The following is a 24,040-nucleotide window of genomic DNA, read 5'->3' on the forward strand; positions in this document are numbered from 1 at the left end:
ATATAACCCCATTCCATATTAAGGGAGCGATTAACTAATGAAAAAGTGGATGATTGCACTGATCTCAACGATGCTGGTTACCGCCATAACGGGCTGCTCTTCTGCAGGTCCAAATAACAGCCGGGCAAATAATGGCGGCTCTGATACCAAACCGGAAACACTACGTATCGCTATGGGTTCACCGGGAGAAGGGCTGATTAAGGTTTGGGAAACCATCGGCAAAGAGTTCGAGGAACAGCATCAGGGCATCAAAGTTGAATTCAGCTATCAGGATGATGACACCTATCAAACGATCGGACTGCCAAATCTGCTTAGCGGTAAAAATGCTCCCGATCTATACTTCGAATGGGCCGGGCAGCGCCTGCAGACCAGAGTAACAGACGGTTATGCCGCGGATATTACAGAACAGCTTCAAAGCTCGGGGCTGAAGGACATGTTCGCCGAAGGTACCTTCAATGGCATGATAATGGACGGCAAGACCTATATGATTCCCACTGCGGGCGATGTGACGAATGTTATCTTTTACAATAAAGCGGTATTCAATGATCTCGGGCTTCAGCCTCCAACCACCTGGGAGGAGTTCCTTCAGGTATGCGATACGATCAAGCAGGCGGGCATCACTCCACTCGTGATCGGCAACTCTGATCTGTGGACGGCAGGCAACTGGGTGGCCCATATCATTTCCCGTGTCGTGGGGGAGGATACCTACAGCGAGGCTATGCAACTGAAGCAGCCATTCAATACACCGGATTTTGTCAAAGCCTACGGTTATGTACAAGAGCTATGGGACAAAGGATATATTAACGAGAATGTAACGGCCTCCAGCGACAGTGAAGCGGATATGCTGTTCCTGAACGGCAGCGGTGCCATGCATCCGATTGGCAGCTGGCTGGCCCCGACCGCAGTTGAAGAAACACCGGATCTTGAGCTTGGCTACTTCAATACCCCTGCCATACCGGACGGGAAGGGCAATCAGGACAGTGTGATCGGCGTGCTGAATGGAATGGTCGTCAATAAAAATTCCAAACTGATCGATAAGGCCATTGAATTCATGAAGCTCTACAGCTCTGCCGAATCCTCCAAGAAGCTCACTGACGCCGGCGCCGTGCCGATTACCAAGGACGGAATTGACAAGGAGACCCTGCTTCCGCTCTCACTCGAGTTGAACGCTCTGATGGAGAATGCTCCAGTGCTGGTGTCCCCGCCTGATACCGGCTATTCCATCGAGGTAGCCAATGCGCTTAACATGGCCACCTCTGAGGTCATTGGAGGCGCCAAATCACCTGAAGATGCCCTCGCCGAACTGGAGACAACCATCGCCCCTCTGAAGTAACGATGAGTACGTCTACAAGGCGGCTTCATCTGGAAATCGAAGATTATTTATCCCCTCCGGTTTCTTATGCTTCTATACTATAGACCGCCCTGCGGCGGTCCCCCTTATCTTATCTTGAATTGGAGGTGGTCCCATGTCCGGCCGAAGCAATAAGCTCTCTCCCTACCTGTTCATCTCGCCAGCCCTCCTGCTGTTTGCCTTTGTTGTACTTATTCCGGTCCTCATGACATTCGTATTCAGCTTCTACGATTGGAACGGGATCGGCCATATGAAATTCACCGGCTTTGACAATTACATCCGGGCTTTTCAAGACCGCATCTACATTAATTCCTATGGACACACACTGATTTATATTGTAGCCACGGTCGTTGTTGAAGTCCTTGTCGGACTGGGACTCGCAGGATTAATCACGATGGGCCGCAAGGGCAGCGGAATATTCCGGCTAGCATTCTTCGTGCCCGTCATGCTGCCGATGATTGTCGTCTCCTACTTATGGAAATTCGTCTATAATTCCGACTTCGGCCTTATCAATATCCTGCTGGAGAAGATCGGCCTGGAGAGCTGGACCAGAGTCTGGCTAGGCAACCCCGATACGGCACTTTACGCCATCTGCATCGTATCCGGCTGGGTCTACGCAGGGTTCTATATGACCATCTTTTATTCCGGAATCCAGCGCATTTCCAAAGAAGTCTATGAATCCGCCCATCTGGATGGCGCCGGGGAAGGACAGATATTCTTCAAGATCAAGGTACCGATGATCCGTAATCTGGTAGAGACAGGCATCATGCTATGTGTGCTTACCGGCTTCCAGTCCTTCGACCTGTTCTATGTAATGACTAACGGCGGGCCGTATAATTCGACCGAAATCGTTACGACCTATCTGGTCAAAGTAGTCTTTACCCACATGAGCATCGGCTACGGCTCTGCGCTCGCTGTCATAATGACAATCGTGATTGCGATCATCGGGCTTGTTGCCGGCAGACTGAAGAAGAAAGACTCCGGTGTGCTGGAGTATTAAGCAGAAACGGCTTTGCCGTCCTCTCAAAGGACGGTACCGTTTCAGCGAGAAATAGAAGGATAATTTATAGTGTCCAACATATAAAATTCTTATATTTTAGAATAATCCCACAAAGCGGGGCTTTGGCTTCGGGTGATGACTCAGGTACTTTGTGGGGCCACCGAAACATGTAAACTCTGAAATCATGAGAAAGTGAGGTGTTCTCCTTGACGACCACAGCCCTGGATATCAAGAACGACGCTTACAGCGGAGGGGAGTCGGCAAAACGCAGACCGCTCTCACATATTCTGTATTATCTGTTCATGATCTTCATCTCCTGCTTCTATTTCTATCCGATCCTCTGGCTTATCCTCTCCTCATTCCGTGAGAACCGTAAGATCTTCTCCACCCCGTTCGCGCTGCCGGAACAGGTTAATCTGCAGAACTGGTCCAAAGCGTGGACTGTCGGCAATATGAGCACCTATGCCAGCAACAGCGTAATCGTCACCTCGGCTACCGTAGCAGGCATTCTGCTCTTCGCCAGCCTCGCAGCCTTTGCCTTCAGTAAGCTGCGATTCCGAGGAAGCAGCTTCCTGATGCTAATGTTCGTATTCGGACTGTTCATGCCGCTGCAATCCTTCTTCATTGCCCAGAGCTATATTTTTGAGCAGCTGAATTTGAAGGATTCCTATATGGGGTTAATTCTTCCTTATATAGGAACAGGACTTCCGCTGGCTATCTTTCTGCTCAAGGCGTACTTAGACTCCGTACCAAAAGAACTGCTGGAAGCTGCCCGCATGGACGGCTGTAATGACTGGGTGATGTACAGCAGAATTATCCTTCCGCTGCTTGTTCCAAACATGGCTACCGTGGGGATCTTCTCGGCGCTGAATGCTTGGAATGAGCTGCTGCTGGCCATGCTGTACATCCAGAATGATGCACTGAAGACCATCCCGATCGGCCTGCTGGCCTTCTCCAGCCGATATATGACCGACTATAAGCTGCTTTTCTCCGCACTGGCGATTATTACGCTCCCGATGATTGTCGTATACCTCTTCTTCCACCGCTATATCGTTGCCGGCCTGACGGAGGGAGCACTGAAGTAGCTCCTTCCCGGAAATATGCCTGTTAGAACAACAAATAGCCCCTTCCAGCAGACGTAGCCGGAATCATGACATCATCATGAGTTCCCAATACGTTCTGCCCAAAGGGGCTATATTCGTTATCCTCTATTTAAGCCGGAGTGACTTCCGGTTCTTCAGCTTCTTCATGCACAGTCTTGATCTGAATCATTACTGTACTTGGATCGGTCAGCACTTCAATACCATCCTGGAAAATCAGATCAGACACAAGCAACTGGTCGCCAATGGCAAGGCCGCTGATGTCCACTTCCATGGAAGTCGGCAGATCGCCCGGCATACAGCGGACATCTACTTCATATATTTCCACCTGCAGTACGCCGCCTTCTTTGACCCCAACAGCTTCGCCTGCAAAATGAATCGTAACCTTGCTGTCCATGCTGATGCTCATATTCACATGCTGAAAATCAATATGCAGCACTTTACCGGACATCGACTGCTTCTGGATGTTCTGAACCACCACCGGAACGGTTGTACCATCAGACAATTTCGCTTGCAGGATTGCACGCGGATTGGTTCTCAGCATTTCCAGCAGTTCCTTCTCGCTCACTTCAAGACTTAGAGTATCTTTACCAATTCCGTACAGTACAGCCGGGATGCGGCCTTGCTTTCTTGCTACATTCAGGTTGGACTTTGTATCAGACGTACGATTGTTTAGTTGAATAAATTTACTCATTGCTTGGTTCCCGCTCTCTTCGACCATAAATTCTTGTCATACTAAGTGTACCATGACCATAGAATCTAGTCAAACCAGCGAGAATCAGGCTTCATATTCTGTAAACGGATCGGGAATCTCAATTCTGTAAGCTTCGGCATCGCTGACGCCTACAGATAATACCGCCCGGCCGCCCTCTAAGCGCACCAGCCCCCCGCTGAAAATGACATCCTGGAGTTCGGGGCGTTTACCCGGACCGATGGGGAAATCGCTTCTGGCCGCGATGATTTTGAGTGGAGTAGTTTCGAAGGTATCCGGATTAAGCGAGAAGACCATGGAGTAGTAATGCTTCTTCCCCAGATGGTCGAAGCAGGCGATATGCCCGAGCACACCCACATGTCCATTGCGCAGCAGATGGGCTTCATTGGCTCCGCCCCACTCCTCCCGCACGAACTGATGCTGCAGAATCTCTGCTTCCAGAAAGGTCTGTTCATTCAGCTCTTCCAGTGAATCGATAATGGTGAAGCCGATCTGCCCTCTACCTCCCCGCTCTCCCTGCGGCCTGGTGAGTACGCCGATTCTGCCATCCTGCAGCTCAATCAGCCGTATATCCTTCATCATTGCCGGACCGGAGGAGAAATGGTACATCGAATCAATCCGGTATCCCCGGTAGAACTGTGTGACCCACGAGACTATCTTTTGCGGATTGTCCCCGGCTGTGATTACTTCTACTCCTCCGACAATCAGTTCACCCTTAATCCGGGTTACGCAGGGATCCTGCAGACTATACGTATGAGTATGTGCACGGGGTACCCAAACGCCATCCTCCCGGAATGTAAAAAAGAAGACTTGAGAGAACTCACTATCCCGTTCCTCAACTCTTCCCAAGATGACTTCCTCCCCGTCATGCAGAAAAGGAGCCGTTATATTGTATACATCACGTCCGCCCACACCGGAGAAGACCAGCTTCTCCACGTGCACGGTACGGAGATAGGCATAAAAGGTATCCAGCAGCTCATTACAGGTTGCTATCTTTGCGGTGCTCCTTGTCATTGCCTTCCTCCTCATACTCATTTGCCTTATCTATTGTCCAATCGTTCTCATCTGATTCCATCCGGATCAATTCTCCGGGCTGAATATTGAAGTAAGCGCACAGCTTCAGCAGCAGATCCCGGGGATACTGCACCATCTCATCTTTGTACATCCGCCGGACGGAATCAAAATGGTAATTAATATCTTTTGCAAGCCTGCGGATCGATAATTTGGGGTCATGCTTCTCCATAACCTCACTCAGTTTACTGCGTATGACCGGCATTCCTACACCTCCTACATCACTATATCCGGAGATTTGAGGGGAGTCAATGAATTGACAAGATAAAATGGTCATGTTATAGTTAGAACAGGAAATAAATTGCAGAAACGAAATTTCATACCACTTATCTCCGGAAAATAAAGTCCTCTTTATTTTCTTTTTTTGTTCCCAAATTTCGATAATCAATAGGGAGGCTTTACGCATGAACCATAGCAACCGCAATAAAAATATTGTTTTCCTATCTACCAGCCTGCCGAGAGAATGCGGAATTGCTACCTTCACCCAAGATCTCCTGGATGAGTTCACGAAGCTTCAAGGCTTCAACAAACCGCGTATCATCGCCATGAACAACAACGGAAATTACCATTACACAGACCAGGTCATGAGGGAAATCAACCAACATCAGCTATCTGATTATATAGATGCAACTAGGGAAATCAATCAGTCCGATACCGATCTGCTAGTCATTCAGCATGAATTCGGAATCTACGGCGGGGAAAGCGGCGAATATCTGCTGCAGTTCACGGAGGAGCTTCATAAACCCTATGTGGTCATTTTCCATACTGTATTAACCAAGCCTACACCCAAGCAGCATGAGATCCTTACCCGGCTCGCCGAGGGAAGCGTCAAGGTTGTCACCATGGCCCAGTCTACGGTAGATGATCTCATCTCTGTCTATCATATTAACGCCGCCAAAATTGCTTTTATTCACCACGGTGTGCCTTTCGTTAAGACTTCTACCCGCGCGGAGCTAAAGACCCAGTACAAGTTCGGAGACCGCAAAATACTCTCGACCTTCGGCTTCCTCAGTCCCGGCAAGGGCATTGAATATGCCATTGAGGCTATGAGCGGAGTAGTGAAGCAGCACCCGGACGCGCTCTATATTATCTGGGGCAAGACTCATCCGGTCGTCAAACTGGAGACAGGTGAAGTCTACCGTCAAAAACTGACCGATCTGGTGCATGAATTAGGCCTGGTCAACAATGTGCTGTTCGTCGACAAGCTGCTGACCCAGGAAGAGGTCATCGAGTCACTGGTAATGTCGGATATTTATATGACCCCTTATCTGGGCAAGGATCAGGCAGTCAGCGGCACGCTCGCATACGGCGTCGGCTATGGCAGAGTCATTATCTCCACTCCTTACCGCTATGCTGAAGAGATGCTCGCTGAAGGCCGCGGCCTGCTGGCGAATTTCCGTGACTCAGCTTCTCTGGAAGCCTGTATTCTGGAGCTGCTGGATGATCCGGCCAAGGTCAAGGATATGGAGCAACGTACACAGGCGCTCGGCAGTACCATGATGTGGAGTGAAATCGCGAAAACCTACGCTGCCATCTTCCAGGACAAAATAGCCCTCTCCAAACCGGCTGGCCGGAGTGTGATTTGATGCAGACATCCGCAGCGTTGCAGTTCAAACCGGACTATATGCGCCGGATTACCGACGATACAGGGATTTTCCAGCATACGAAATTCGGGGTTCCCGACCGTGCCAAGGGCTACACCACTGATGACAATGCGCGGGCTCTAATCGCAGCCGTTCTGATGTACAAAAAAAATCAGGACAACGCCTCCCTTGACCTGATCCATACGTATCTCTCTTTCGTCCACCATGCACAGACAGAAGAGGGCAACTTCAGGAACTTCATGGACTATAACCGTTCCTTCCTGGAGGAGCGCGGCTCCGAGGATTGCCAGGGGCGCACACTCTGGGCGCTGGGCTTCGTACTCTCCTATTCCTCCATACTGCCGGACAATCTGCTGAATACCTGCCGTTATTTAATTAACCAGGCGCTGCCGCATATCGGAGGTCTGCGGTCTCCACGGGCTTTAGCCTATGCCGTTATCGGACTCAGCTATTTGCTTAAAACTCCCGGAGCGCTCACCTACTCCTTCCCTTATCCGCATACGCCAAGCACAGATGAAGAACTGGCCTTCCTGCCGGAAGCCTTCATCACAGAACTTATTGAATCTGTTGCCGTCCGGCTGAATGACCAATACAACCTCACCAAGGGCGAAGGCTGGAACTGGTATGAAGACAGTCTTACGTACGGTAATTCCATGCTGCCCTGGGCGCTGCTCAAGGCCTTCAAGATTTCCGGCAATCCGGCGCTGAAATATACAGCAAAAGAAAGCCTGGATTTCCTGATCTCCCGGACCTTCGCGCCGGAAGGCTATTACAAGCCCATAGGCAGCCACGGCTGGCTGCTGCGCGGCGGCACTCCTGCGCTATATGATGAACAGCCGATCGAAGCCTGCGAAATGCTGCTGGCCTGCGAGGAAGCCGCTGTGGTGCTGAAGGACCCTGCTTATCTGCAGCAGGCCGATTTATGCTACGCCTGGTATACAGGGAATAATTCTTTGCAGCTCTCACTGATTGATCCCCAGACCGGGGCTTGCTACGACGGAATTCACAGCTCGGGGCTGAACCTCAATCAGGGATCGGAGAGCATCATCTCCTTCTCGATTGCCCATCTGGTGACTCACCATGGATAAATTCGCAACCATTCTTGCAGGCGGAGGCGGCACCCGCTTCTGGCCGCTGTCCAGACAGGAAATTCCCAAGCAGCTGCTGAACATCAGCGGCAATGATATTATGCTGAACGATACGATCGAACGCTTCAAGGGCATCATCCCGCAGGAGAATACCGTGATCGTAACCAACCGCACCCAGGCGGTCCTGCTGGAGAGCATTATGCACAGCAGTGTGCAGAAGAGCAATATTCTGATCGAGCCTGTGGCCCGGAATACTTCGGCAAGCATCCTGTTCGCCGCCTTCTCCATCCAGCAGATAAGCGAAGGGGATTCCTTAATGGTGGTCCTGCCTTCCGATCATTATATTACCGATGAGCCGCAGTTCCGGCTTACGCTGGACGAAGCCTGCACCGTCGCGATGGAGAGTGATGCCATTGTCACGATCGGGATCAAACCGACCTTTCCTTCCACCGGCTACGGCTATATCGCTTATGACAAAGAGCCGATCGCAGTCAAACCGGTTGCCGTATACGATGTAGCTGAATTCGTGGAGAAGCCGGATTTCAAAAAGGCACAGGGATATCTGGCCTCAGGCAATTATCTCTGGAACAGCGGGATTTTCATCTGGAAGACCTCGGTCATTATCGATAACTTCAAGCGGTATCTGCCGCGGCTATATAATACTATGCTGCCGATCAGTGAAGCGCTTGGTACGGATCAGGAGCAGGAGACCATTAACCGGATCTACCCGCTGCTGCAGAATATCTCGATTGACTATGGCATTCTGGAGCGTTCCGACGAGGTAGTGGTCCTGTCCGGCCAGTTCGGCTGGAATGACATCGGCAGCTGGGATGCACTCGGTGCAATCTTCCCGCCTGATGATGAAGGCAACATTATCAAGGCCAATCATGTCGGCATCGATACCCGCAACTCTATTATCTATGGCAACGGGCGGCTGATTACCACCATCGGCGTAGACGGCTTCATCATCGCTGACACCGGGGATGCAGTCATGATCTGTCCCAAGGATAAAGCCCAGTCGGTCAAAGACATTGTCGATCTGCTCAAGGAGAAAGGCATGCTGGAATATGTATAGGCTATGACGATTATGTAATAACAAAGGGAGCACTGCTATTACAGCAATGCTCCCTTTGTTAAAATATAAGAATTTATATGTTTCACATGATAATTTATCCTTCTATTTCTCGCTGAAACGAATGCCGTCCTATTCAAGGACGGCGTAGCCGTTTCTGCTTGTGTTCTTATGTTTCTCCTATGCTGAGTCAGCCCTTAGGTCCAGGCCCACAGGAACCCGTCACGGTCCCAGGCAATTCTGCCGCCGTGCAGCTTGCGGAAAGCCTTCTTCACCTCTTTGGATAGCGATGCATTTCCATTCTCATTCACGAAGACAAACTCTTCGCCGAAATTCGCCTTCACATATTCAATCGCTGCGGTCTGGTGCAGGGTTCCTGTAAATTTGATTTCCTTAACCATCCATTCCGCCACTTCCTGTGCGGTTACTTCCATTGGGGTAGTGCTCCTTCCTGCTTATCCTGCTCATAGATACCCCATTATAGCATGAAACCATAACCCGCAGCGGAGAGCTCATCCAGCCTATCCTGAATAGAACCAGCCACACCTTTTGCAGCTGTACCCGCCTGTCTATGCCCCTTCCTGCTCCAGATGCAGCAGCTGGGAGGGATCGAGAAGGACGGTAACACGTTCTCCTTCACGAACCCGCAGTAAGCGGCCGTCATTCAGCAGATCTACGGTCAGATGGACACCTTCGGCCGCGACAATAGCGCGGATGATATTGCCCAGAACCGATACGGCCAGCACCTCCCCGCTCACATCAATCATGTCGTCCGCATCATCCTGTATCGGCTCACCTTCTGCCAGTAGGGTAACGGATTCCGGGCGGATGGCAAAACGGTCGGCACGGCTATCAATGCTGCGGAAAAGCGCCAGTGCCTCTGCCCGGTTGAATACGTTATAGCTGCCCATGAAACGGGCGGCGAACTCCGTCCGCGGCGCTGTGTACAGCTGCTCCGGGGAGCCTTCCTGGACAATACGGCCCTGGTTCATGATACAGATCCGGTCCGAGAGGATCAGTGCTTCTTCCTGATCATGGGTGACGAACAGCGTTGTCATCCCCAGACGCCGCTGGATATCGCGGATTTCCGCACGCAGATTCTTGCGGATCTTGGCGTCGAGCGCGCTGAGCGGTTCGTCCAGCAGCAGCAGCTTCGGCTGAACGGCAAGCGAGCGGGCCAGGGCGACCCGCTGCTGCTGTCCGCCGGACAGCGACTGCGGATAGACATCACGCTTGTCTTCCAGATCAACCATTGCCAGCAGTTCGCTGCTCCGCAAGCGCCGCGCTGCCGGAGGCGCCCCTTGCATACGCATTCCGTATTCCACATTCTGGCTGACGGTCAGGTTGGGGAATAGCGCATAGGACTGGAACACCATGCCCACATCCCTGCTGCGCGGCGGCAGCTTCGTCAGTTCCTTGCCTGCAAGCCTAATGCTGCCGCTGTCCAGACCGGTAAGCCCGGCGATACAGCGCAGGAGCGTGCTTTTGCCGCAGCCGGACGGCCCCAGCAGAGTGATTAGTTCCCCTTCGGCGATGCTTAAGTCCACTCCATCCAGCACCGGCGCACTGCCGAACAATTTGCGGATACCCTGCAGCTTCAGATAATCATCCATACCCTTATCCTCCCTATTCCTTACTTCGACTGTCTGCTAATCTTCTTTCCCAGCTTCATCAGTACCGCCGACAGCAGTAGAATAAACACAAAATAAGAGATCGCAATTGCGCTGGCCAAATGTCCACTTTCCCCTACACGCTGGAACAAGTAGACTTGAATCGTCTGGATGTGACCCCCAACCAGCATATTGGTCAGCACGAACTCCCCGAAGAGCACGGAGAAAGACAGCAGCGCAGAGACCATAACACCCGGCCAGATATTCGGCAGAATCACATTAACAAAAGCCGTCCGTCTTCTTGCTCCAAGCAGCTCAGCCGCATTCAGCAGCTCCACTGCAGATACGCTCAGCAGACTGTTGCGGATGCCCTGATACATATAAGGAAGAGTGACCACAAAGTAAGCCCCTACCAGCAAATAGGCAGTGCCAGAGATATCAAAGGGGCCAGAGGAATAGGTCCGGATCAATCCAACGGCAGCCACTACTCCCGGCACAGCGTATGGCAGAACAACAATGAACTTCATGAAGCTCTCCAAGCGGGGATAATAAACCGTAATCACAAACACGGCCGGCAGCATCACCGCGAGACTAAGCAGAACGCTGAGGAGGCACAGATAGAGCGATGTCCAGAGCGCCTCAAGGAAGCGGATATCCTGAAACATGCCACTGAACCAGCTTAGTGTCCAGCTTTCGGGAAGCAACGTATTCTGCCAGTCTTGGGCAAAAGCATACAGCCCTGTCGCCACCAGCGGCAGCAGCAGGTAGATCATGAGCAGGAGCATGAAGGTGCGCGGGGCAAAGCCCGCTTTGCGTGTATTCATCTTCCTGCCTCCTCCCGGACTGCGGACCAGCGCCGCTTGAATATCCCGCTGCGGTGCTCCTGCCTGGCAGGACTTCTGCCGCTGTACCCTTCCATCTGCCGCACCATCCGCTGATTCAGGAATACCGCCAGCAGTGTGCTTAATGCCAGCAGAACCGCGAGCGTGCTGCCCATCTGCGGCTGGGTCACCACATCTCCGGCAACCAGGGAGCCGATACGGACAGCCAGCAGATTATAGTTGCCGCCAACCAGCGCATAGGCGGTAGCATACGCACCCATCGCATTGGCAAAGAGAATGCCGAGCGTACCGAAGATCGCCGGGGAGAGCACTGGCAGGCCGACCGTCTTCCAGAACTGCCAAGGACCTGCACCCAGCAGAGCCGCCGCTTCCCTCCACTGCTCCCTGATACCATAGAACGCCGGATACAGCAGTAATAAGGCCAGGGGAATCTGGAAATAGACGTAGACCAGGATCAGACCGGACCAGCTGTACAGATTGAATCCGTCAAACACATTCCAGCCCCACTGCTTGAACAGCAGCGTGAACACACCATTATTGCCAAGCAGAATAATGTAGGCAAAAGCCAGCGGAACCCCGGCAAAGTTCGAGGTCATATTGGACAGCATCAGCAGCCGGTCACGTACCGCCGGAGCAAAGCGTGTAATACAGTACGCACATACAAGCCCTACCCCGAGCCCAATCAGGCTGGAGAGAACTGAGATCAGCAGGCTGTTCTTGATCGCCTGCATATAATAGGCACTGCTCAGCGCATGCTGATAATTGCCCAGCGTGAAGCCCGCTCCATCCGCTCTGCGGAAGCTGCCCGTCAGCATAGACAAGACCGGCACCACCTGAAAAGCCAACACCATCAGCACAAAGGGAACCAGAGCCAGAATTACGCTGCGTTGTCTGTGTTTCATTCCGTATGCTCCTCTCGCTTAGAATAGCAAGCGGGCGCCTTAGCTAAGGCGCCCTTCATCTCTTGTCTATAGTCTGTCCGACAGGAGGATTAGTTCAAATGTACAAGCACACGTTCCTGCCACAGCTGCGGAATGGCCTTGGCAGTTTCTTCCCAAACCTTATAATTCCCGACCGGCTTCACGTTGGCATACTCGTCCTGTGGCAACAGCTTAGCGGCCACATCCTCCGGAAGCTTCACGCTGTCACGGATCGGACGGGCATAGCCTTTAGCCAGATTAATCTGGCCTTCATCGCTGAGAATGTACTCACGTGTAAGCTTGGCAGCATTCGGATGCGGTGCCCATTTGTTAATTATGGTCGCATAGCCGCTTACGACACTGCCTTCCTTCGGGATCGCCACATCGAATCCGTCTTTGTTGATCTGGTCCTTGTAGTTCAGCGCGTTGAAATCCCACAGCAGCGTGACTTCCACTTCGCCCTTCTCGATATTCGCAAGGGATGCCTCGGCGTTTGAGAGACGGCCCTTCTTCGCCAGATCCTCGAAGAAGGCAATGCCGGGCTCAATATTGGACTCATCACCGCCAAAGGCAATTGCAGCGGCAAGCACCGCCATTTGCGCCTGGGCTGCCTTGGTTACATCGCCCACAATGATTTTATAGCTGCCGTTCTTCAGGTCCTCCCAGCTCTTGGGCGGATCTGCAACCAGCTTCGTATTGGTCAGGAAGGCAATACTGCCCTGATAGCCAACGACCCAATTGCCGTCCTTGTCCTTGGCCCAATCGGGGATCTCGTCCCAGTGGGAGGTTTTATAAGGCTGGACTACGCCTTTCTCAACTGCAACCGGGCCAAAGGCGATGCCGACATCGCCGATATCGGCTGTCGGTTTATCTTTCTCTGCTTCGAACTTGGCAATTTCCTCTGCACTCGACATATCTGTATCGGTATGGGTAATTTCATACTTGCCCGTAATATCATTCCAGGTATCCTTCCAGTTCGCCCAAGAGTCCGGCATGCCCACACTGACTACAGCGGCTTCCTTGGTAGCCTCAGCTTCGATTTCGCTTAAGCTCAGCTCTTTGACGCCGCCGTTTCCTTCATCGGCCTTAGCTTCTGAATTGGCACAAGCGGCAAGCAGCAGGACGAGCAAGGACAACATCAGACACATGGACATTAGCCGTACGAATCTCTTTTTCATGATTTCCCTATCACTCCTATTTCTGATTTACGGGCTCTATGATCCAAGCTATACGCTGCCCAACTGAAGTATAGGATTCCATTATTACCCTGGAATCAAGCGGAATAGAAGGATTTGTAAAATACCCCCGCAAAGTGGGGCTTTGGCTTCGATGATTACTCAGGTACTTTACGGGGACCCCAAAAGCATATAAATTGTAAAAAACAGCTGCCCGGATTCCGGACAGCTGTCTTTAATAATTCTGTATAAGCGGTTAAGGCAAGGCTACTTACGCAGATGCATCTCGAACCAATCCAGGATTTCCGGGAAAACCTCATCCAGATAATTCATCGTACAGTGCTCCGCATCCTCCATATATTTCAGCGTAGCATCCCCTTTGGCCCAATTCATCATTTTATCTGCATGAGTCTTGGGCTCAGGCATCACCTCATCACGGCCTGCATGAAAAAAAAGCAGGGGCGAGCGCAGGACCGGAGCGTCTTCAATGTCATAATTGAACTGCGGGAGCGCCTCCTCCAGCGTTGCACAGCCCGTCATATACGTAACCCCCCGCTGCCAGATGGGATTCAATTGCTTCAGCCCCTGAATCCCGCCGATATAGACCAGACCGCTGTTGCCGGCCGTACATTTCACCCGGGGATCGCGGGCTGCGGCCTCAGGCGCCAAATATCCGCCCAGGCTGAAGCCGACGAGACCAATTCTTCCGAGATCGATCCCGCTTGCCGGCTGCTGTTCAAACCAGTCTATTACCGCCGATACAGCAGTATGGTAATTCCGGGCATCGAATTTCAGCGAGCTCCACATCTCCCCTTGGCCCGGTCCGTCAAACGTAAAGAAATTAAAGGCCTGCCGGTTAAACACTGAGCCAAAATGATGCCCCTCCGCCTCCTTAATGTTATCCATGCCGTTCACGAAAATAATCAGGGGTCTGCCTTCTGTATCTGCTCTTCGCAAATAGCCCGGAATAGAGACTCCGCGATACGGGATATCCACCCGCACAGGCTTCTCAGCTTCGTTATATAAACATATCGCCTGGGCATAGCTTTCCCTCGCCTTTGCCTGGGTGGATTCTTTCTGCCGGCTGTCGATAAAAAAGATATGCTGACCCGCATGGTAGCAGGCCACCGCTTCATGGAACAAGGCTCTGGCTATACCCCGGCTGCCTTCCGTGAGTGCCTTTTCCGCTTTGCGGAACAGCTCATCGCCCTCAGCCGTCCAGACCTCGCACCACTCGCGCCAATCGCTGATTCTCCCCACCACTCTCCGGAGTCTCCCATAATCTGTACCGAACATGAGAAACCTGCTATACCAGCGCTGATACACTCTCTTCTCATTAAAAATAAACCGGAATGCAAATCTTTCCTTCACCGTTAATTCCACCATAATCGCTCATTCCTTTCGTGGACTCAGAATTAGTAGTTATATATATAATAGCTATAACAACTATGTGAACAAAAAAATTTATTGTGCGTTCCGGCAAATTGTCTCCAGGGTATGGATGAATTGCGCCAACTCCGCGTCCGGGATGTCTTGCTTAAATTGTTTATTCAACTGCCTCACATGGGGAATAAGATCAGCGAATATCTGTTTTCCCGCTGCAGTCAGATAAATCTGATAGCTTCTGCGGTCCTTGCCATGCGCTTCGCGGGCCACATATCCCTTCTTCGTGAGCACATCCAGAATACGGGTAACATTCGTCTTGTCCTTGAAGGTTCTGGCAGCAATCTCGCTCTGATTGATTCCTGGCTCCGCATACAGCACATTCAGCACCGTCCATTGTTCAAAGGTCAGATCGTAGCCCTTCTCCATAAAAATAGCCAGCATCCTGCGCTTGATGAGTACCTCGCCTTTGATAATCTGGAATCCAATCAGCTCTGTATAATCAAATCCGTTGTCCATAACCGCACCCGCCCCAACAAGTTGTTACAGCTACTATAGCTGTAACAACTTGTATCCGTCAAGGACTTATACCTCCAGACTGTAAGAACCTTCTCCCTTCACCGTATTATCTTCTCCGCGCAGCCATACTGACCACACCATAGCGGTAGAGCACCTTCCGGCCGAACCAGCCAAACAACCGGTCCGTCGCAAAGCCCATGAACCCCAGGCAGATCAGTCCGACAAAGATCCAGTCCGTCCGGAAGAACAGCCGCGAATTCCATATAAGATAACCGATGCCTTCGTTCGAAGCGATCATTTCTGCGCCGATGATCGCCATGTAGGAGGTCCCCATCGCAAGGCGCACACCGGTGAAGATATACGGGATCGTAGCTGGTACAATCACATACAGCAGAATCTGCCATTCACTCGCACCCATGCTGCGGGCCGAGCGGATCTTGTCCTCCTCCACCGACATTACGCCTGTTAAAGTGTTCAGTACGACGATGAAGAAGGTGGCGTACATAATCAGCGCAATCTTCGACTGCTCCCCGATCCCGAACCAGACCAGAAAAAGTGTGATGAAGGCAATCGGCGGAATAAACCGGATGAAATTCAAGAACGGCTCGGCAAAAATGCGGATGACGTTCACTTTCCCGATGATCAGCCCCGCCGGAATAGCCAGCAGGCTGCCGAGTACCCAGCCGACAAGCACGCGGTAAAAGCTGATACCGACATACTGCATCAAGGTGCCGTCTTGGACCAGTTCCCGCCCTCCCTTAAGCGTAGCCCAGGGTCCCGGAATGACATCCGGACCATACACCCATGCGCCCAGCTGCCAGATGCAGAGTGCGGCAATCCATAGCAGGGAGACCGAGACCCATTTTTTCTCCACCCATTTCAACATGTACTGCCCCCCGATTCTATTCTTCAAAATGGCTCTGAATTTGGTTATACAGCGAGTAGAACTCCGGCGAGGCCACATCCCGCGGAAACGGCAGCGCATTGTCGTATATATCGGTGATATTGGAGGAAGGCCCCACGGACATGATGCCGATGCGCTCACCCAGCAGCAGTGCTTCCTGAATATCGTGCGTTACGAAAATAACGGTCTTATGCGTCTCACGCCATATTTGCACCAGCTCCTTCTGCATCGTCCGCCGGGTCATGGCATCCAGCGCGCCAAAGGGCTCATCCATCAGCAGGATCGCCGGATCATTCGCCAGTACCCGGGCCAGCTGTACCCGCTGCTTCATCCCTCCCGATAATTCCTTCGGAAATTTATCCTCATGCCCGTTCAGCCCGACTAGCGTGATATACCGGTCTGATATGACCCGGCGCTCTGCCTTGGCCGTCTTCTTCATCCGCAGTCCAAAATCTACATTCTCCCGCACCGTGAGCCAGGGGAACAGGGAAGAGTCTGCCTGCTGAAATACAACCGCCCGGTCCCGGCCCGGCTTATCCACCTCGACGTTGTCCACCCGCAGATTGCCGCCAGATTTAGAGACAAAGCCAGCGATCATGTTCAGCAGCGTTGATTTGCCGCAGCCGCTCGGACCGAGCAGCACGAAGAACTCGCCGCCTTTAATAACCAGGTTCACATCCTTGATAATATAATGAACGTCCCCGGCCGCAGGCTCGCTGTAGCTCTTACGCAGGTGCTCGATATGAATGGCATGCTGTTTGGCAGATAAAGACATGGGGCACCTCCTGAAAGTTAGGTTATTTCGTGTAAGTCACTTTATCCGGCAGCGCCTGCTTTAGCGGCTCCAGACTGAGCTTGCTGTCCAGATCGAAATCCTGTTCAATGATTCCTGTATCGATCATATATTTCTTCTGTCCGGCGAGGCTGTCATACGCAGCCTGGGTGAAGCCAACCCTCCAAGGATTCGTCGGCAAGTCCTTCAGCGTCGCTTCCTTCGGCTGCTTCAATTCCTTGAACATCAGATCGGCTACTTCCTCCGGATGCTCCTGGGCATAAGCCGATGCCTCGTCCACCGCTGCCAGGAATTCTCCAATCCCCTCAGGATTGGCCTGCACAAAGTCATTCCCGGCGACAATCCCCATCCCCAGGCGCACCGGAGTCTTAGACATATCCGTCAGCTCATGCACGCCCTCAAGCGCAGCCAGCTTATCCGTCAACGCCGAACCGCTGAACCAGGCAGCATCCACATCGCCCTGCTTAAGGGCAATGAAGGCTTCGTCGAACGCACCCTGTCCTGTCAGCTTCACATCGCTTAGCGCAATGCTCTGCTCCTTCAGGTATTCATCCCACAGATACGGCAGAAACGTACCGCGCATGAAGCTTAGGTTCTTGCCTTTCAGATCCGTAGCAGACTTGATCTCGTCCCTTACGTACAGCTTCCATACCGCCGCAGCCTGATCCGTGGCCTGGCCGGCAGAAGCAATAATCGAATAATCCCCCTTGGCGACGGCATTCAGCACCGGAAAGTCAGCACCGAAGGCCACATCTACCTGCCTAATGAAGAGTGCATTCACTCCCTCAGCCGGAGTGCCGAAGTTGATGATTTCTGCGTCGATGCCATGGTTGGCGAAGATGCCTTTATCGACTGCTACCCGGAAGGTAGGATTCGTGTTGATATCGGCAATTTTAATCTTCAGGGTCTTCTGCTTACCGCTGTCTGTTCCAGTGGAAGCCGCCGCGTCTCCCTTGGAGCTGCAGCCGGACAGAACCAGTACGAGAGATAAGGATAAGAGCAGGAAGGCTGAGCCGTACCATGATTTTTTCAAAATTACGCACCTCTTCGTCTATGAATTTCTATAGCTATCTAGCCATCATCTAACTGGTTCTCCGAACGCTGCTCTCTTCCGCAGTAGCCACACAAGCGGCCCCCTCTGTAAACGGAAGCGTTGTTGCTACACTTACTACTGAATCCGATCCCTTCGGCGCGGCTCCAGGCACTCTGAAGCTGGATACATCGATTGGCCCGATGGCATTCTCCTGCGGCTTCGCCAGTTGCGGCACCCAGGCATAGGGTACACGGTAGGAACGGTAGACCATATTCGTATTCCTGCGGTCAGTGTACGGGGAGATATACTCCCAGACCAGCTCATGCTTAGCGGTCACCTCGAACAAACGTCCATTTGAACCCTCGGTAATCAGCGTGTTGCCGTTCGGGAGCCGCTGCGCCGAGCTGATATACGGACTGTAGAATTTATAGGAATCGGTCGGAACGGAGAAGCCGGCCTCCGCCGAGGTATATTGCCACTCGATATCCAGTGTTACCGGATTGATCTCCAGCACCCGGGAATGGTCACGCAGCGCATTCTTCTGTCCAAAAGGCGAAGAGGGATTCGGCAGACCGTATCCGCCCCAGCCGCCGTTATCGAATACGAGCAGATTGCCTTCGCCCGGCAGACCCTTCGGTATGATGTGGGCGTGATGCTGGCCGATAATCCAGCCAATATGCTTCACATCAGGCAGCGAATAATCCGGCCCCAGCCGCCAGACGATGGCTCCGCTGCTCTTGTCAGTGATGGCGATAATATTCGCCTCGCGGGCATCCCAGATAATGTTGTCCGGGTGGAAACGCTCGTCTCCGTTATCATAGAATTTGTTCGGCCCTACGTAAGAAGCGGAGTTGATATGCAGCCAATCGCCTACGCCGCCGCCCAGGTCTCCGAAGGAGCGGGTGTTGGGATCTCTGAATAGAACATTGCGCGCCGCCTGATCAAATCCCAGCTCAGCGAAATGGTCACTGGCCGCCCACTCCCAGATCACATTACCCTCCCAGTCCACTTCAATAATCGTGTCATCCAGCAGCTGTTTGTCAGAAATCTCAGCGTTATGCAGGTTCTTATGGGCTAAAATTAACGTTGTTCCGCTGTTAGCTGAAGGATTAAGCCCGGGAGCATAGTATCCGACCGGATTACCCTCCCGCTGATAATCGTGATGCTGGCGGGCGTACCACAGCGGCTCATAACCCGGGTCCTCGATATGCTCGTAGCCGTTATATCTCCAGACCACATTGCCGTCCCAATCGACCTGAACCAGATCCACATTATCCTGAATGCCGAATTTGGGATCTCTTCTGCCCGTGCTGCCCAGTACGTAGCCGCCGGGAAGAATTTTGGCAGGGAACCCGATCAGCCCTTGCCACAAATGTACTTCCTTGCCGCTCATATCGATCAGCACGACACCTTCGTCGCCTGCCTGAAATACGGTATAGCCGCTCCATGCCTTAGCGGGCTTGTATACCGTCGCCCCTGTCGGATAAATTGTTGAATGTCCCATGATCATCTCTCCTTAAAGTTTTGTAGCATTGACTTTGTTGACTTCCTTCGCAAAACTCACTCGGAAGCACACACTTAAGTTTTGTAGCATTGACTTCGTTTCAATAGCTGAGATATTTCTTGTTCGCGCCTGTGCGCGGCTTCTGTCCAGGGTCTTTGAGAACGGGGATTTCAGCATTGTACTGCGCCAGCTTCAACAGGGTATCCGAGAATCCTTCCAGATTGCCGATGATCCGTTCATAGAAGCGGCTCTGCTGCTCAAGCTCCTTATCCGTAAAGCCCTCGAACAGAAGCGTAATACATCGGGCACCGATGCTGCCGTTGCGCTCCACCATCTCCCGGCCCTTGGCTGTAATATCAAGCAGCACTGTTCTGCGGTCATCCTCCTTGCGCCTGCGCAACGTATATCCGCCAGCCTCCAGCTTGTCGCTCAGCGCGGTTATGGCGCCCGAAGTGAAATCGAGCTGCTCCGCCAGATCGCCGAGCCGCTGCTCACCGCCAGCGATAATCTTTTGCAGAATCAGCATGCCCGGCAAGGCAATCCCCTCCACGCTTACCCGGTCTCGTTCCTTGACGAATCTGCGTACCATTTTACGGAACAGGTAGTCTGCCTCCTCCAGCCGCTCCCACTGTGTATCATCCATGCTATCTCTCCTCTGCTACACATCCATAGACCCACCAGAATCTAAAAAAGACCCCCGGAATATACCCATAAGGGAATATTTGCGGGAGCCTTTGGTAGTCCAATCAGCTCGATATGATCTTCACGGTTATTATTTCACCGTTCATTTAATGAGTAGTAAACTGTTGCTGTAATCATATACCCCCTTAAACCCACCTGTCAAGTATGAATATACTTAAGATTACTACGACAACCTGATCACATAGGTGATCAACTGATAGGCATCATCCTTCAGCACCGCGGTTGCTGCCAGCAGCTTCTTGCCCGAGGGACTCCAGCGCAGCTGGTCAGACAGGTGGATGTCATTCAGCATAGGCGTCTGCTCTCCCGTCTCTGCTTCGGTAATGAACAGGTCTTCTTGATCATCGGTGGCACCTGCTGTTGTAATCGCGTAGGCCAGCTTGCTGCCGTCCGGCGACCAGCTGGTGCCGAAGATCTGCTGTCCGGCAGCAAGCCGGGACTGCTCGTTGCCTTCGCTGTCACAGAGGAGCAGCACCCTCTCCCCGGGCCCTATCCGCTCTACTATTGCCAGCCTGCTCCCGTCCGGGGAGGGAATGACCCATTCCACATTTTTTTGCAGCATCTTAGTTTGCTTCGTGCCGGTATCATAGGCGCTAAGCTGGCTGTCTTCACCTGAGACATACAGAATCCGGCTGCCGGTCTGGATCACCTCATGAACATAAGGAATTCCGGTCTTCAGAATAGTCTCCTGCTTTCCATTTACATCAGTATTCATGATATTGCCTTCCATGTCCGGAAAAATCACATGCTCATTGTCAGACCATGTCGCTTCCCCGCTCCGGAACTCAGCCTCGCCCACCTTCACCGAAGCACCCGTAGCGAGATCCATAATATAGCCGAGACCGGTAATATCATATACCTCCATATAAAACAACCGCTTCTTATCCGGCGACAGACTCAGCGAGCCGTAAGTTTGCTCCCCCTCCTGCAGCGGAGTGTCCTCCCCTGTGGACAATGTGTGCAGATAGAGATTCTTCGGATAAAGTTCCTGGCCTTCTATCACCTGCGGAGGTAGCTCACGGTTCTCCTTAGTCACTACAATGACATCCTCGCTGACCATTTCCGTGCCCCGCACACCCTCGACTTTATCGATTCCTTCCAGCTTCAGCTGGGTGTAGACCGATTCGCTGGTATTATCCATGACCGTGATTTTTTGTCCGGATTCCTCAACCACCTGACGTGTTTTTGTACTCTCTGCGCTGCAGGCAGTGACGGACAGCAGAACAGCACCGTATAGCAGAACCTTCCATACCTTGCGCGCTCTGATATTCTTCCCATGATTCATATAGGCTTCCCTCCAGCTATTGTTGCTCTCAGCATACCGGATGCTTATTTCCAAACCACTCACATAATGTTTCCAAGATGTAAACTTATGTCCTTCAGGACACTAAGGGAAAAGACAGCTGGAACGCTGCACCCTCGCCTGTACCCTCCAGCAGCGTAATGGTCCCGTTCTGCTTCTCTACCAGATTACGCACCAGGGAAAGTCCAAGTCCCGTGCCTCCCGATGCTCTGGAACGGTCACGGTTGACCGTGTAAAATGGCTCAAAGATCTTATCACGCGAATCTTCCGGAATGCCGATTCCCGAATCGCGGACCGTAATCCATACCCGCCCGTCCCTGACCTCGTTATACAAGTGAACGCTTCCCTGAGGGACATTGTATTTGATCGCATTGTCGAGCAGGTTAATGAAGATATGCATGAAGCTCTCTTTATCGATCCAGATATGTGCCGGCTTAACGTCTAGTGTGACCGTAAGTCCATAGCGCTCCGCCTTGCCTTTCATCCGTCCGCAAATATCCCGCAGTGTGCTCTCGACCTCCAGCAGCTCTGCCTGGGATTCGAAATCATATTTCTCCAGTGCGGTCAGCTGCAGCACCTTCTCCACCATCTCGTACAGCCGCTGTGTTTCCTTAGCAATGTTGACCTTCGCATCATGCAGCAGCTTGGGGTCATCGTCATACATATTCAGCAGATCAACATAAGCTTTGATCGAGGTCAGCGGTGTCTTGAATTCATGACTGATATTCCCGATATACTGCTTCTGCTGCTGCTCCAGCGCCTGAAGCTTCTCCACTGCGAGCTGCAGCTTGCGGCGCTCCTCATCCTTCGCGGCAATACTGCTCTCGATCTCCCGGCTCATGAAGTAGATGCCCTCGGCCAGCTCCCCAAGCTCATCCTTGCGCTTCAGCGGCGGAGCCGTAATATAATCGGCGCGGCGGATATCCTCCGCTGACTTCTTCAGCCGTCCGATCGCTGCCGCAGCACGGTTGAAGTACAGATATCCAGCCAGGAAGCTGAATACCAGCACCGCACCGCCTGTGGTCAGGAACAGATTCAGCAGCGTCTGCTGGAAGCTCCGGGCACCCTTCAGTGAATACTCCAGTTGCACCACGCCCATCTGTTCCTCCGGACCCTGCAGCGGGGCGAGATACAGCAGCTTGTCGCCCTCACTCTGATAGGCGACTTTATTATTCAGCGCATAGTCCAGCGCCGCGCGGACATCCGGCCTGCCCGGCCCCGGCTCACCTTGCGCCGAGGTTCCTACCTGCTGGCCCTGGCTGTCATACAGGGTAACTTCAAGGCCAGTGAACCCGGCCAGTTCAGCGGCCAGCGCCTTGCCCCGCTGCTGCATGAATTCCTGCGGTTCAAGGCGCACACCGATATAGAAGGTCTGCTTCACACGCAGATTGACGGTTTTGACATGCTGTGCCAGATAGCTCTCCGTCTGTCCCTGCTGGTTCCGCTCCACGCCGCGCAGCACGAAATAACTCAGCACACTGATGGCAAGAATAAGCAGCAGGGCCAGGAACAGGCTGAATTTCAGCTTAATGCTGATTCTCATACGTAGTTCCCCGCAGGTACCGCTTTATAGCCAACACCATAGACTGTCTGCAGAATGTTCTGGTAAGGCTCGCCCAGCTTTTTGCGCAAGCGCTGAATATGAATGTCCACCGTGCGCGTGCCGCCCGCGTAGTCCATATCCCACACCTGCTCCAGCAGCTCCTCGCGCATATACACCCGCTGCGGGTGGGAGAGCAGGAGGAACAGCAGGTCGAACTCCTTCGGGGTCAGCTCAAGCTGTTCTTCCCCAAGCTCGGCGCTACGCCGGTCCGGATGTACCCGCAGCGTGCCGTATTCGATCAGCTCGCTTCGGATCTCGGCCGTATTCTTCTCCAGCCTGCGCAGCAGCGCCTTGACCCGGGCCAGCAGCTCGCGGATCTCGAACGGCTTGGTCATATAATCGTCTGCACCGAGCTCCAAACCTACAATTTTATCGACAATATCATTCTTGACGGTCAGCAGAATAATTCCGATGTCATCACGGTTCTCAAGCTTCCGGCACACGTCATAACCGCTCAGCTTCGGCATCATTACATCCAGCACCAGCACATTCGGGTGGAAGGTATTCGTCTTGCCAAGCGCTTCCTCCCCGTCACCGGCGGTATCGACTTCATAGCCTTCACGCCGCAGCGCGTAGGCAATTGCACTCACAATGGCCGGTTCATCATCGACGACCAGTATTTTTTTATTCATGGAAAGTTCACCTGCTTGCTATGGATTTCATTTCTTAAGCTTTCCTGCATGTGGATGCGTCCGTCTTCACTTTAAGCAATCCTGTTTTTTTTTGCAAATGAGGGGCACCAGAACCTATC

24 protein-coding genes are annotated in these 24,040 nt (G+C 52.5%); 6 read left to right on the plus strand and 18 right to left on the minus strand.

Features of this window, described 5'->3' with window-relative positions; translation table 11 throughout:
- The first annotated feature begins 37 nt into the window (after positions 1 to 37).
- The 3 genes from MKZ24_RS02825 (at position 38) to MKZ24_RS02835 (ending at position 3,436) form a co-directional block, all read left to right on the plus strand.
- Positions 38 to 1,333: an ABC transporter substrate-binding protein gene (locus tag MKZ24_RS02825; RefSeq protein ID WP_340781244.1), complete on the plus strand. Its 1,296-nt coding sequence runs from the start codon at positions 38 to 40 to the stop codon at positions 1,331 to 1,333.
- Positions 1,334 to 1,466: 133 nt separating this feature from the next.
- Complete coding sequence (locus tag MKZ24_RS02830; protein ID WP_042231917.1) at positions 1,467 to 2,351, plus strand: carbohydrate ABC transporter permease; 885 nt, start codon at positions 1,467 to 1,469, stop codon at positions 2,349 to 2,351.
- A gap of 206 nt (positions 2,352 to 2,557) precedes the next feature.
- A complete protein-coding gene (locus MKZ24_RS02835; RefSeq protein WP_052416817.1) occupies positions 2,558 to 3,436 on the plus strand; it encodes a carbohydrate ABC transporter permease in 879 nt (292 codons plus the stop codon).
- A 127-nt stretch (positions 3,437 to 3,563) separates the two neighbouring features.
- Here the strand turns inward: MKZ24_RS02835 and MKZ24_RS02840 are convergent, their stop codons facing one another.
- The 3 genes from MKZ24_RS02840 to MKZ24_RS02850 all read right to left on the minus strand — a co-directional run bounded on the left by MKZ24_RS02840 (position 3,564) and on the right by MKZ24_RS02850 (position 5,439).
- Complete coding sequence (locus MKZ24_RS02840; RefSeq protein WP_042231916.1) at positions 3,564 to 4,145, minus strand: 50S ribosomal protein L25; 582 nt, start codon at positions 4,143 to 4,145, stop codon at positions 3,564 to 3,566.
- Between the two features lie 84 nt (positions 4,146 to 4,229).
- Entirely contained in the window at positions 4,230 to 5,177 is a 948-nt protein-coding gene (locus MKZ24_RS02845) for a DUF1861 family protein (RefSeq protein WP_042231914.1), read from the minus strand.
- The gene (locus MKZ24_RS02850; RefSeq protein ID WP_042231912.1) at positions 5,143 to 5,439 is read right to left on the minus strand and encodes a helix-turn-helix domain-containing protein; all 297 of its coding nucleotides are present in this window, start codon (positions 5,437 to 5,439) and stop codon (positions 5,143 to 5,145) included. Before MKZ24_RS02850 ends, MKZ24_RS02845 begins: the two co-directional genes overlap by 35 nt.
- Positions 5,440 to 5,638: 199 nt before the next feature.
- On the opposite strand from MKZ24_RS02850, the gene MKZ24_RS02855 reads away from it, so the two are divergent.
- From MKZ24_RS02855 to MKZ24_RS02865, 3 genes are read left to right on the plus strand one after another with little or no spacing between them, the layout of a single operon-like run.
- A complete protein-coding gene (locus tag MKZ24_RS02855; RefSeq protein ID WP_042231910.1) occupies positions 5,639 to 6,820 on the plus strand; it encodes a glycosyltransferase family 4 protein in 1,182 nt (393 codons plus the stop codon).
- Positions 6,820 to 7,926: a hypothetical protein gene (locus MKZ24_RS02860; protein ID WP_042231908.1), complete on the plus strand. Its 1,107-nt coding sequence runs from the start codon at positions 6,820 to 6,822 to the stop codon at positions 7,924 to 7,926. The genes MKZ24_RS02855 and MKZ24_RS02860 overlap by 1 nt, the downstream gene beginning before the upstream one ends.
- Entirely contained in the window at positions 7,919 to 9,001 is a 1,083-nt protein-coding gene (locus MKZ24_RS02865; RefSeq protein ID WP_042231906.1) for a mannose-1-phosphate guanylyltransferase, read from the plus strand. The genes MKZ24_RS02860 and MKZ24_RS02865 overlap by 8 nt, the downstream gene beginning before the upstream one ends.
- A 194-nt stretch (positions 9,002 to 9,195) precedes the next feature.
- On the opposite strand, the gene MKZ24_RS02870 is transcribed toward MKZ24_RS02865, so the two are convergent.
- From MKZ24_RS02870 to MKZ24_RS02940, 15 genes are all read right to left on the minus strand, one after another.
- Positions 9,196 to 9,432 carry a DUF6953 family protein gene (locus tag MKZ24_RS02870; protein WP_042231904.1) on the minus strand — a complete coding sequence of 79 codons (237 nt, stop codon included), beginning with the start codon at positions 9,430 to 9,432 and terminating at the stop codon, positions 9,196 to 9,198.
- 135 nt (positions 9,433 to 9,567) lie between these two features.
- Complete coding sequence (locus MKZ24_RS02875; protein ID WP_340781246.1) at positions 9,568 to 10,611, minus strand: ABC transporter ATP-binding protein; 1,044 nt, start codon at positions 10,609 to 10,611, stop codon at positions 9,568 to 9,570.
- A 20-nt stretch (positions 10,612 to 10,631) separates the two neighbouring features.
- Positions 10,632 to 11,432: an ABC transporter permease gene (locus MKZ24_RS02880; RefSeq protein WP_340781247.1), complete on the minus strand. Its 801-nt coding sequence runs from the start codon at positions 11,430 to 11,432 to the stop codon at positions 10,632 to 10,634.
- Entirely contained in the window at positions 11,429 to 12,352 is a 924-nt protein-coding gene (locus MKZ24_RS02885; RefSeq protein WP_042231898.1) for an ABC transporter permease, read from the minus strand. Before MKZ24_RS02885 ends, MKZ24_RS02880 begins: the two co-directional genes overlap by 4 nt.
- 89 nt (positions 12,353 to 12,441) lie before the next feature.
- Positions 12,442 to 13,548, minus strand: a complete 1,107-nt coding sequence (locus MKZ24_RS02890; protein ID WP_340781248.1) for an ABC transporter substrate-binding protein — start codon at positions 13,546 to 13,548, stop codon at positions 12,442 to 12,444.
- Positions 13,549 to 13,812: 264 nt separating this feature from the next.
- Positions 13,813 to 14,841 (minus strand): alpha/beta hydrolase family protein, encoded by a 1,029-nt coding sequence (locus MKZ24_RS02895; protein WP_340781249.1) that lies wholly within the window; start codon positions 14,839 to 14,841, stop codon positions 13,813 to 13,815.
- 168 nt (positions 14,842 to 15,009) lie between these two features.
- Entirely contained in the window at positions 15,010 to 15,447 is a 438-nt protein-coding gene (locus tag MKZ24_RS02900; protein WP_340781250.1) for a MarR family winged helix-turn-helix transcriptional regulator, read from the minus strand.
- A gap of 106 nt (positions 15,448 to 15,553) precedes the next feature.
- Entirely contained in the window at positions 15,554 to 16,333 is a 780-nt protein-coding gene (locus tag MKZ24_RS02905; protein WP_340781251.1) for an ABC transporter permease, read from the minus strand.
- A 16-nt stretch (positions 16,334 to 16,349) separates the two neighbouring features.
- Positions 16,350 to 17,126, minus strand: coding sequence for an ABC transporter ATP-binding protein (locus MKZ24_RS02910; protein WP_340781252.1), 777 nt, complete (start codon positions 17,124 to 17,126; stop codon positions 16,350 to 16,352).
- A gap of 22 nt (positions 17,127 to 17,148) precedes the next feature.
- The gene (locus MKZ24_RS02915) at positions 17,149 to 18,177 is read right to left on the minus strand and encodes an ABC transporter substrate-binding protein (RefSeq protein ID WP_340781253.1); all 1,029 of its coding nucleotides are present in this window, start codon (positions 18,175 to 18,177) and stop codon (positions 17,149 to 17,151) included.
- Between the two features lie 49 nt (positions 18,178 to 18,226).
- The gene (locus tag MKZ24_RS02920; protein WP_042231877.1) at positions 18,227 to 19,681 is read right to left on the minus strand and encodes an aryl-sulfate sulfotransferase; all 1,455 of its coding nucleotides are present in this window, start codon (positions 19,679 to 19,681) and stop codon (positions 18,227 to 18,229) included.
- A gap of 100 nt (positions 19,682 to 19,781) precedes the next feature.
- The gene (locus MKZ24_RS02925) at positions 19,782 to 20,324 is read right to left on the minus strand and encodes a MarR family winged helix-turn-helix transcriptional regulator (RefSeq protein ID WP_340781255.1); all 543 of its coding nucleotides are present in this window, start codon (positions 20,322 to 20,324) and stop codon (positions 19,782 to 19,784) included.
- Between the two features lie 222 nt (positions 20,325 to 20,546).
- Positions 20,547 to 21,668, minus strand: coding sequence for a TolB family protein (locus MKZ24_RS02930; protein ID WP_340781256.1), 1,122 nt, complete (start codon positions 21,666 to 21,668; stop codon positions 20,547 to 20,549).
- Positions 21,669 to 21,762: 94 nt separating this feature from the next.
- Positions 21,763 to 23,229, minus strand: coding sequence for a sensor histidine kinase (locus MKZ24_RS02935; RefSeq protein WP_340781257.1), 1,467 nt, complete (start codon positions 23,227 to 23,229; stop codon positions 21,763 to 21,765).
- The gene (locus tag MKZ24_RS02940; protein WP_042231867.1) at positions 23,226 to 23,921 is read right to left on the minus strand and encodes a response regulator transcription factor; all 696 of its coding nucleotides are present in this window, start codon (positions 23,919 to 23,921) and stop codon (positions 23,226 to 23,228) included. The genes MKZ24_RS02935 and MKZ24_RS02940 overlap by 4 nt, the downstream gene beginning before the upstream one ends.
- Positions 23,922 to 24,040 lie beyond the last annotated feature (119 nt).

It is taken from the genome of Paenibacillus sp. FSL R7-0297, from assembly GCF_038009025.1.
GTDB lineage: Bacteria > Bacillota > Bacilli > Paenibacillales > Paenibacillaceae > Paenibacillus_AQ.

Excerpts from the sequence above, each read along its gene's own strand:
- MKZ24_RS02870 (WP_042231904.1), bottom strand. The coding sequence starts at position 9,432 with ATGGAAGTAACCGCACAGGAAGTGGCGGAATGGATGGTTAAGGAAATC.
- MKZ24_RS02940 (WP_042231867.1), bottom strand. The coding sequence starts at position 23,921 with ATGAATAAAAAAATACTGGTCGTCGATGATGAACCGGCCATTGTGAGT.
- MKZ24_RS02850 (WP_042231912.1), bottom strand. The coding sequence starts at position 5,439 with ATGCCGGTCATACGCAGTAAACTGAGTGAGGTTATGGAGAAGCATGAC.
- MKZ24_RS02920 (WP_042231877.1), bottom strand. The coding sequence starts at position 19,681 with ATGGGACATTCAACAATTTATCCGACAGGGGCGACGGTATACAAGCCC.
- MKZ24_RS02875 (WP_340781246.1), bottom strand. The coding sequence starts at position 10,611 with ATGGATGATTATCTGAAGCTGCAGGGTATCCGCAAATTGTTCGGCAGT.
- MKZ24_RS02840 (WP_042231916.1), bottom strand. The coding sequence starts at position 4,145 with ATGAGTAAATTTATTCAACTAAACAATCGTACGTCTGATACAAAGTCC.
- MKZ24_RS02880 (WP_340781247.1), bottom strand. The coding sequence starts at position 11,432 with ATGAATACACGCAAAGCGGGCTTTGCCCCGCGCACCTTCATGCTCCTG.
- MKZ24_RS02865 (WP_042231906.1), top strand. The coding sequence starts at position 7,919 with ATGGATAAATTCGCAACCATTCTTGCAGGCGGAGGCGGCACCCGCTTC.
- MKZ24_RS02830 (WP_042231917.1), top strand. The coding sequence starts at position 1,467 with ATGTCCGGCCGAAGCAATAAGCTCTCTCCCTACCTGTTCATCTCGCCA.
- MKZ24_RS02930 (WP_340781256.1), bottom strand. The coding sequence starts at position 21,668 with ATGAATCATGGGAAGAATATCAGAGCGCGCAAGGTATGGAAGGTTCTG.
- MKZ24_RS02900 (WP_340781250.1), bottom strand. The coding sequence starts at position 15,447 with ATGGACAACGGATTTGATTATACAGAGCTGATTGGATTCCAGATTATC.
- MKZ24_RS02895 (WP_340781249.1), bottom strand. The coding sequence starts at position 14,841 with ATGTTCGGTACAGATTATGGGAGACTCCGGAGAGTGGTGGGGAGAATC.
- MKZ24_RS02885 (WP_042231898.1), bottom strand. The coding sequence starts at position 12,352 with ATGAAACACAGACAACGCAGCGTAATTCTGGCTCTGGTTCCCTTTGTG.
- MKZ24_RS02825 (WP_340781244.1), top strand. The coding sequence starts at position 38 with ATGAAAAAGTGGATGATTGCACTGATCTCAACGATGCTGGTTACCGCC.
- MKZ24_RS02935 (WP_340781257.1), bottom strand. The coding sequence starts at position 23,229 with ATGAGAATCAGCATTAAGCTGAAATTCAGCCTGTTCCTGGCCCTGCTG.
- MKZ24_RS02910 (WP_340781252.1), bottom strand. The coding sequence starts at position 17,126 with ATGTCTTTATCTGCCAAACAGCATGCCATTCATATCGAGCACCTGCGT.
- MKZ24_RS02905 (WP_340781251.1), bottom strand. The coding sequence starts at position 16,333 with ATGTTGAAATGGGTGGAGAAAAAATGGGTCTCGGTCTCCCTGCTATGG.
- MKZ24_RS02860 (WP_042231908.1), top strand. The coding sequence starts at position 6,820 with ATGCAGACATCCGCAGCGTTGCAGTTCAAACCGGACTATATGCGCCGG.
- MKZ24_RS02855 (WP_042231910.1), top strand. The coding sequence starts at position 5,639 with ATGAACCATAGCAACCGCAATAAAAATATTGTTTTCCTATCTACCAGC.
- MKZ24_RS02925 (WP_340781255.1), bottom strand. The coding sequence starts at position 20,324 with ATGGATGATACACAGTGGGAGCGGCTGGAGGAGGCAGACTACCTGTTC.
- MKZ24_RS02845 (WP_042231914.1), bottom strand. The coding sequence starts at position 5,177 with ATGACAAGGAGCACCGCAAAGATAGCAACCTGTAATGAGCTGCTGGAT.
- MKZ24_RS02890 (WP_340781248.1), bottom strand. The coding sequence starts at position 13,548 with ATGAAAAAGAGATTCGTACGGCTAATGTCCATGTGTCTGATGTTGTCC.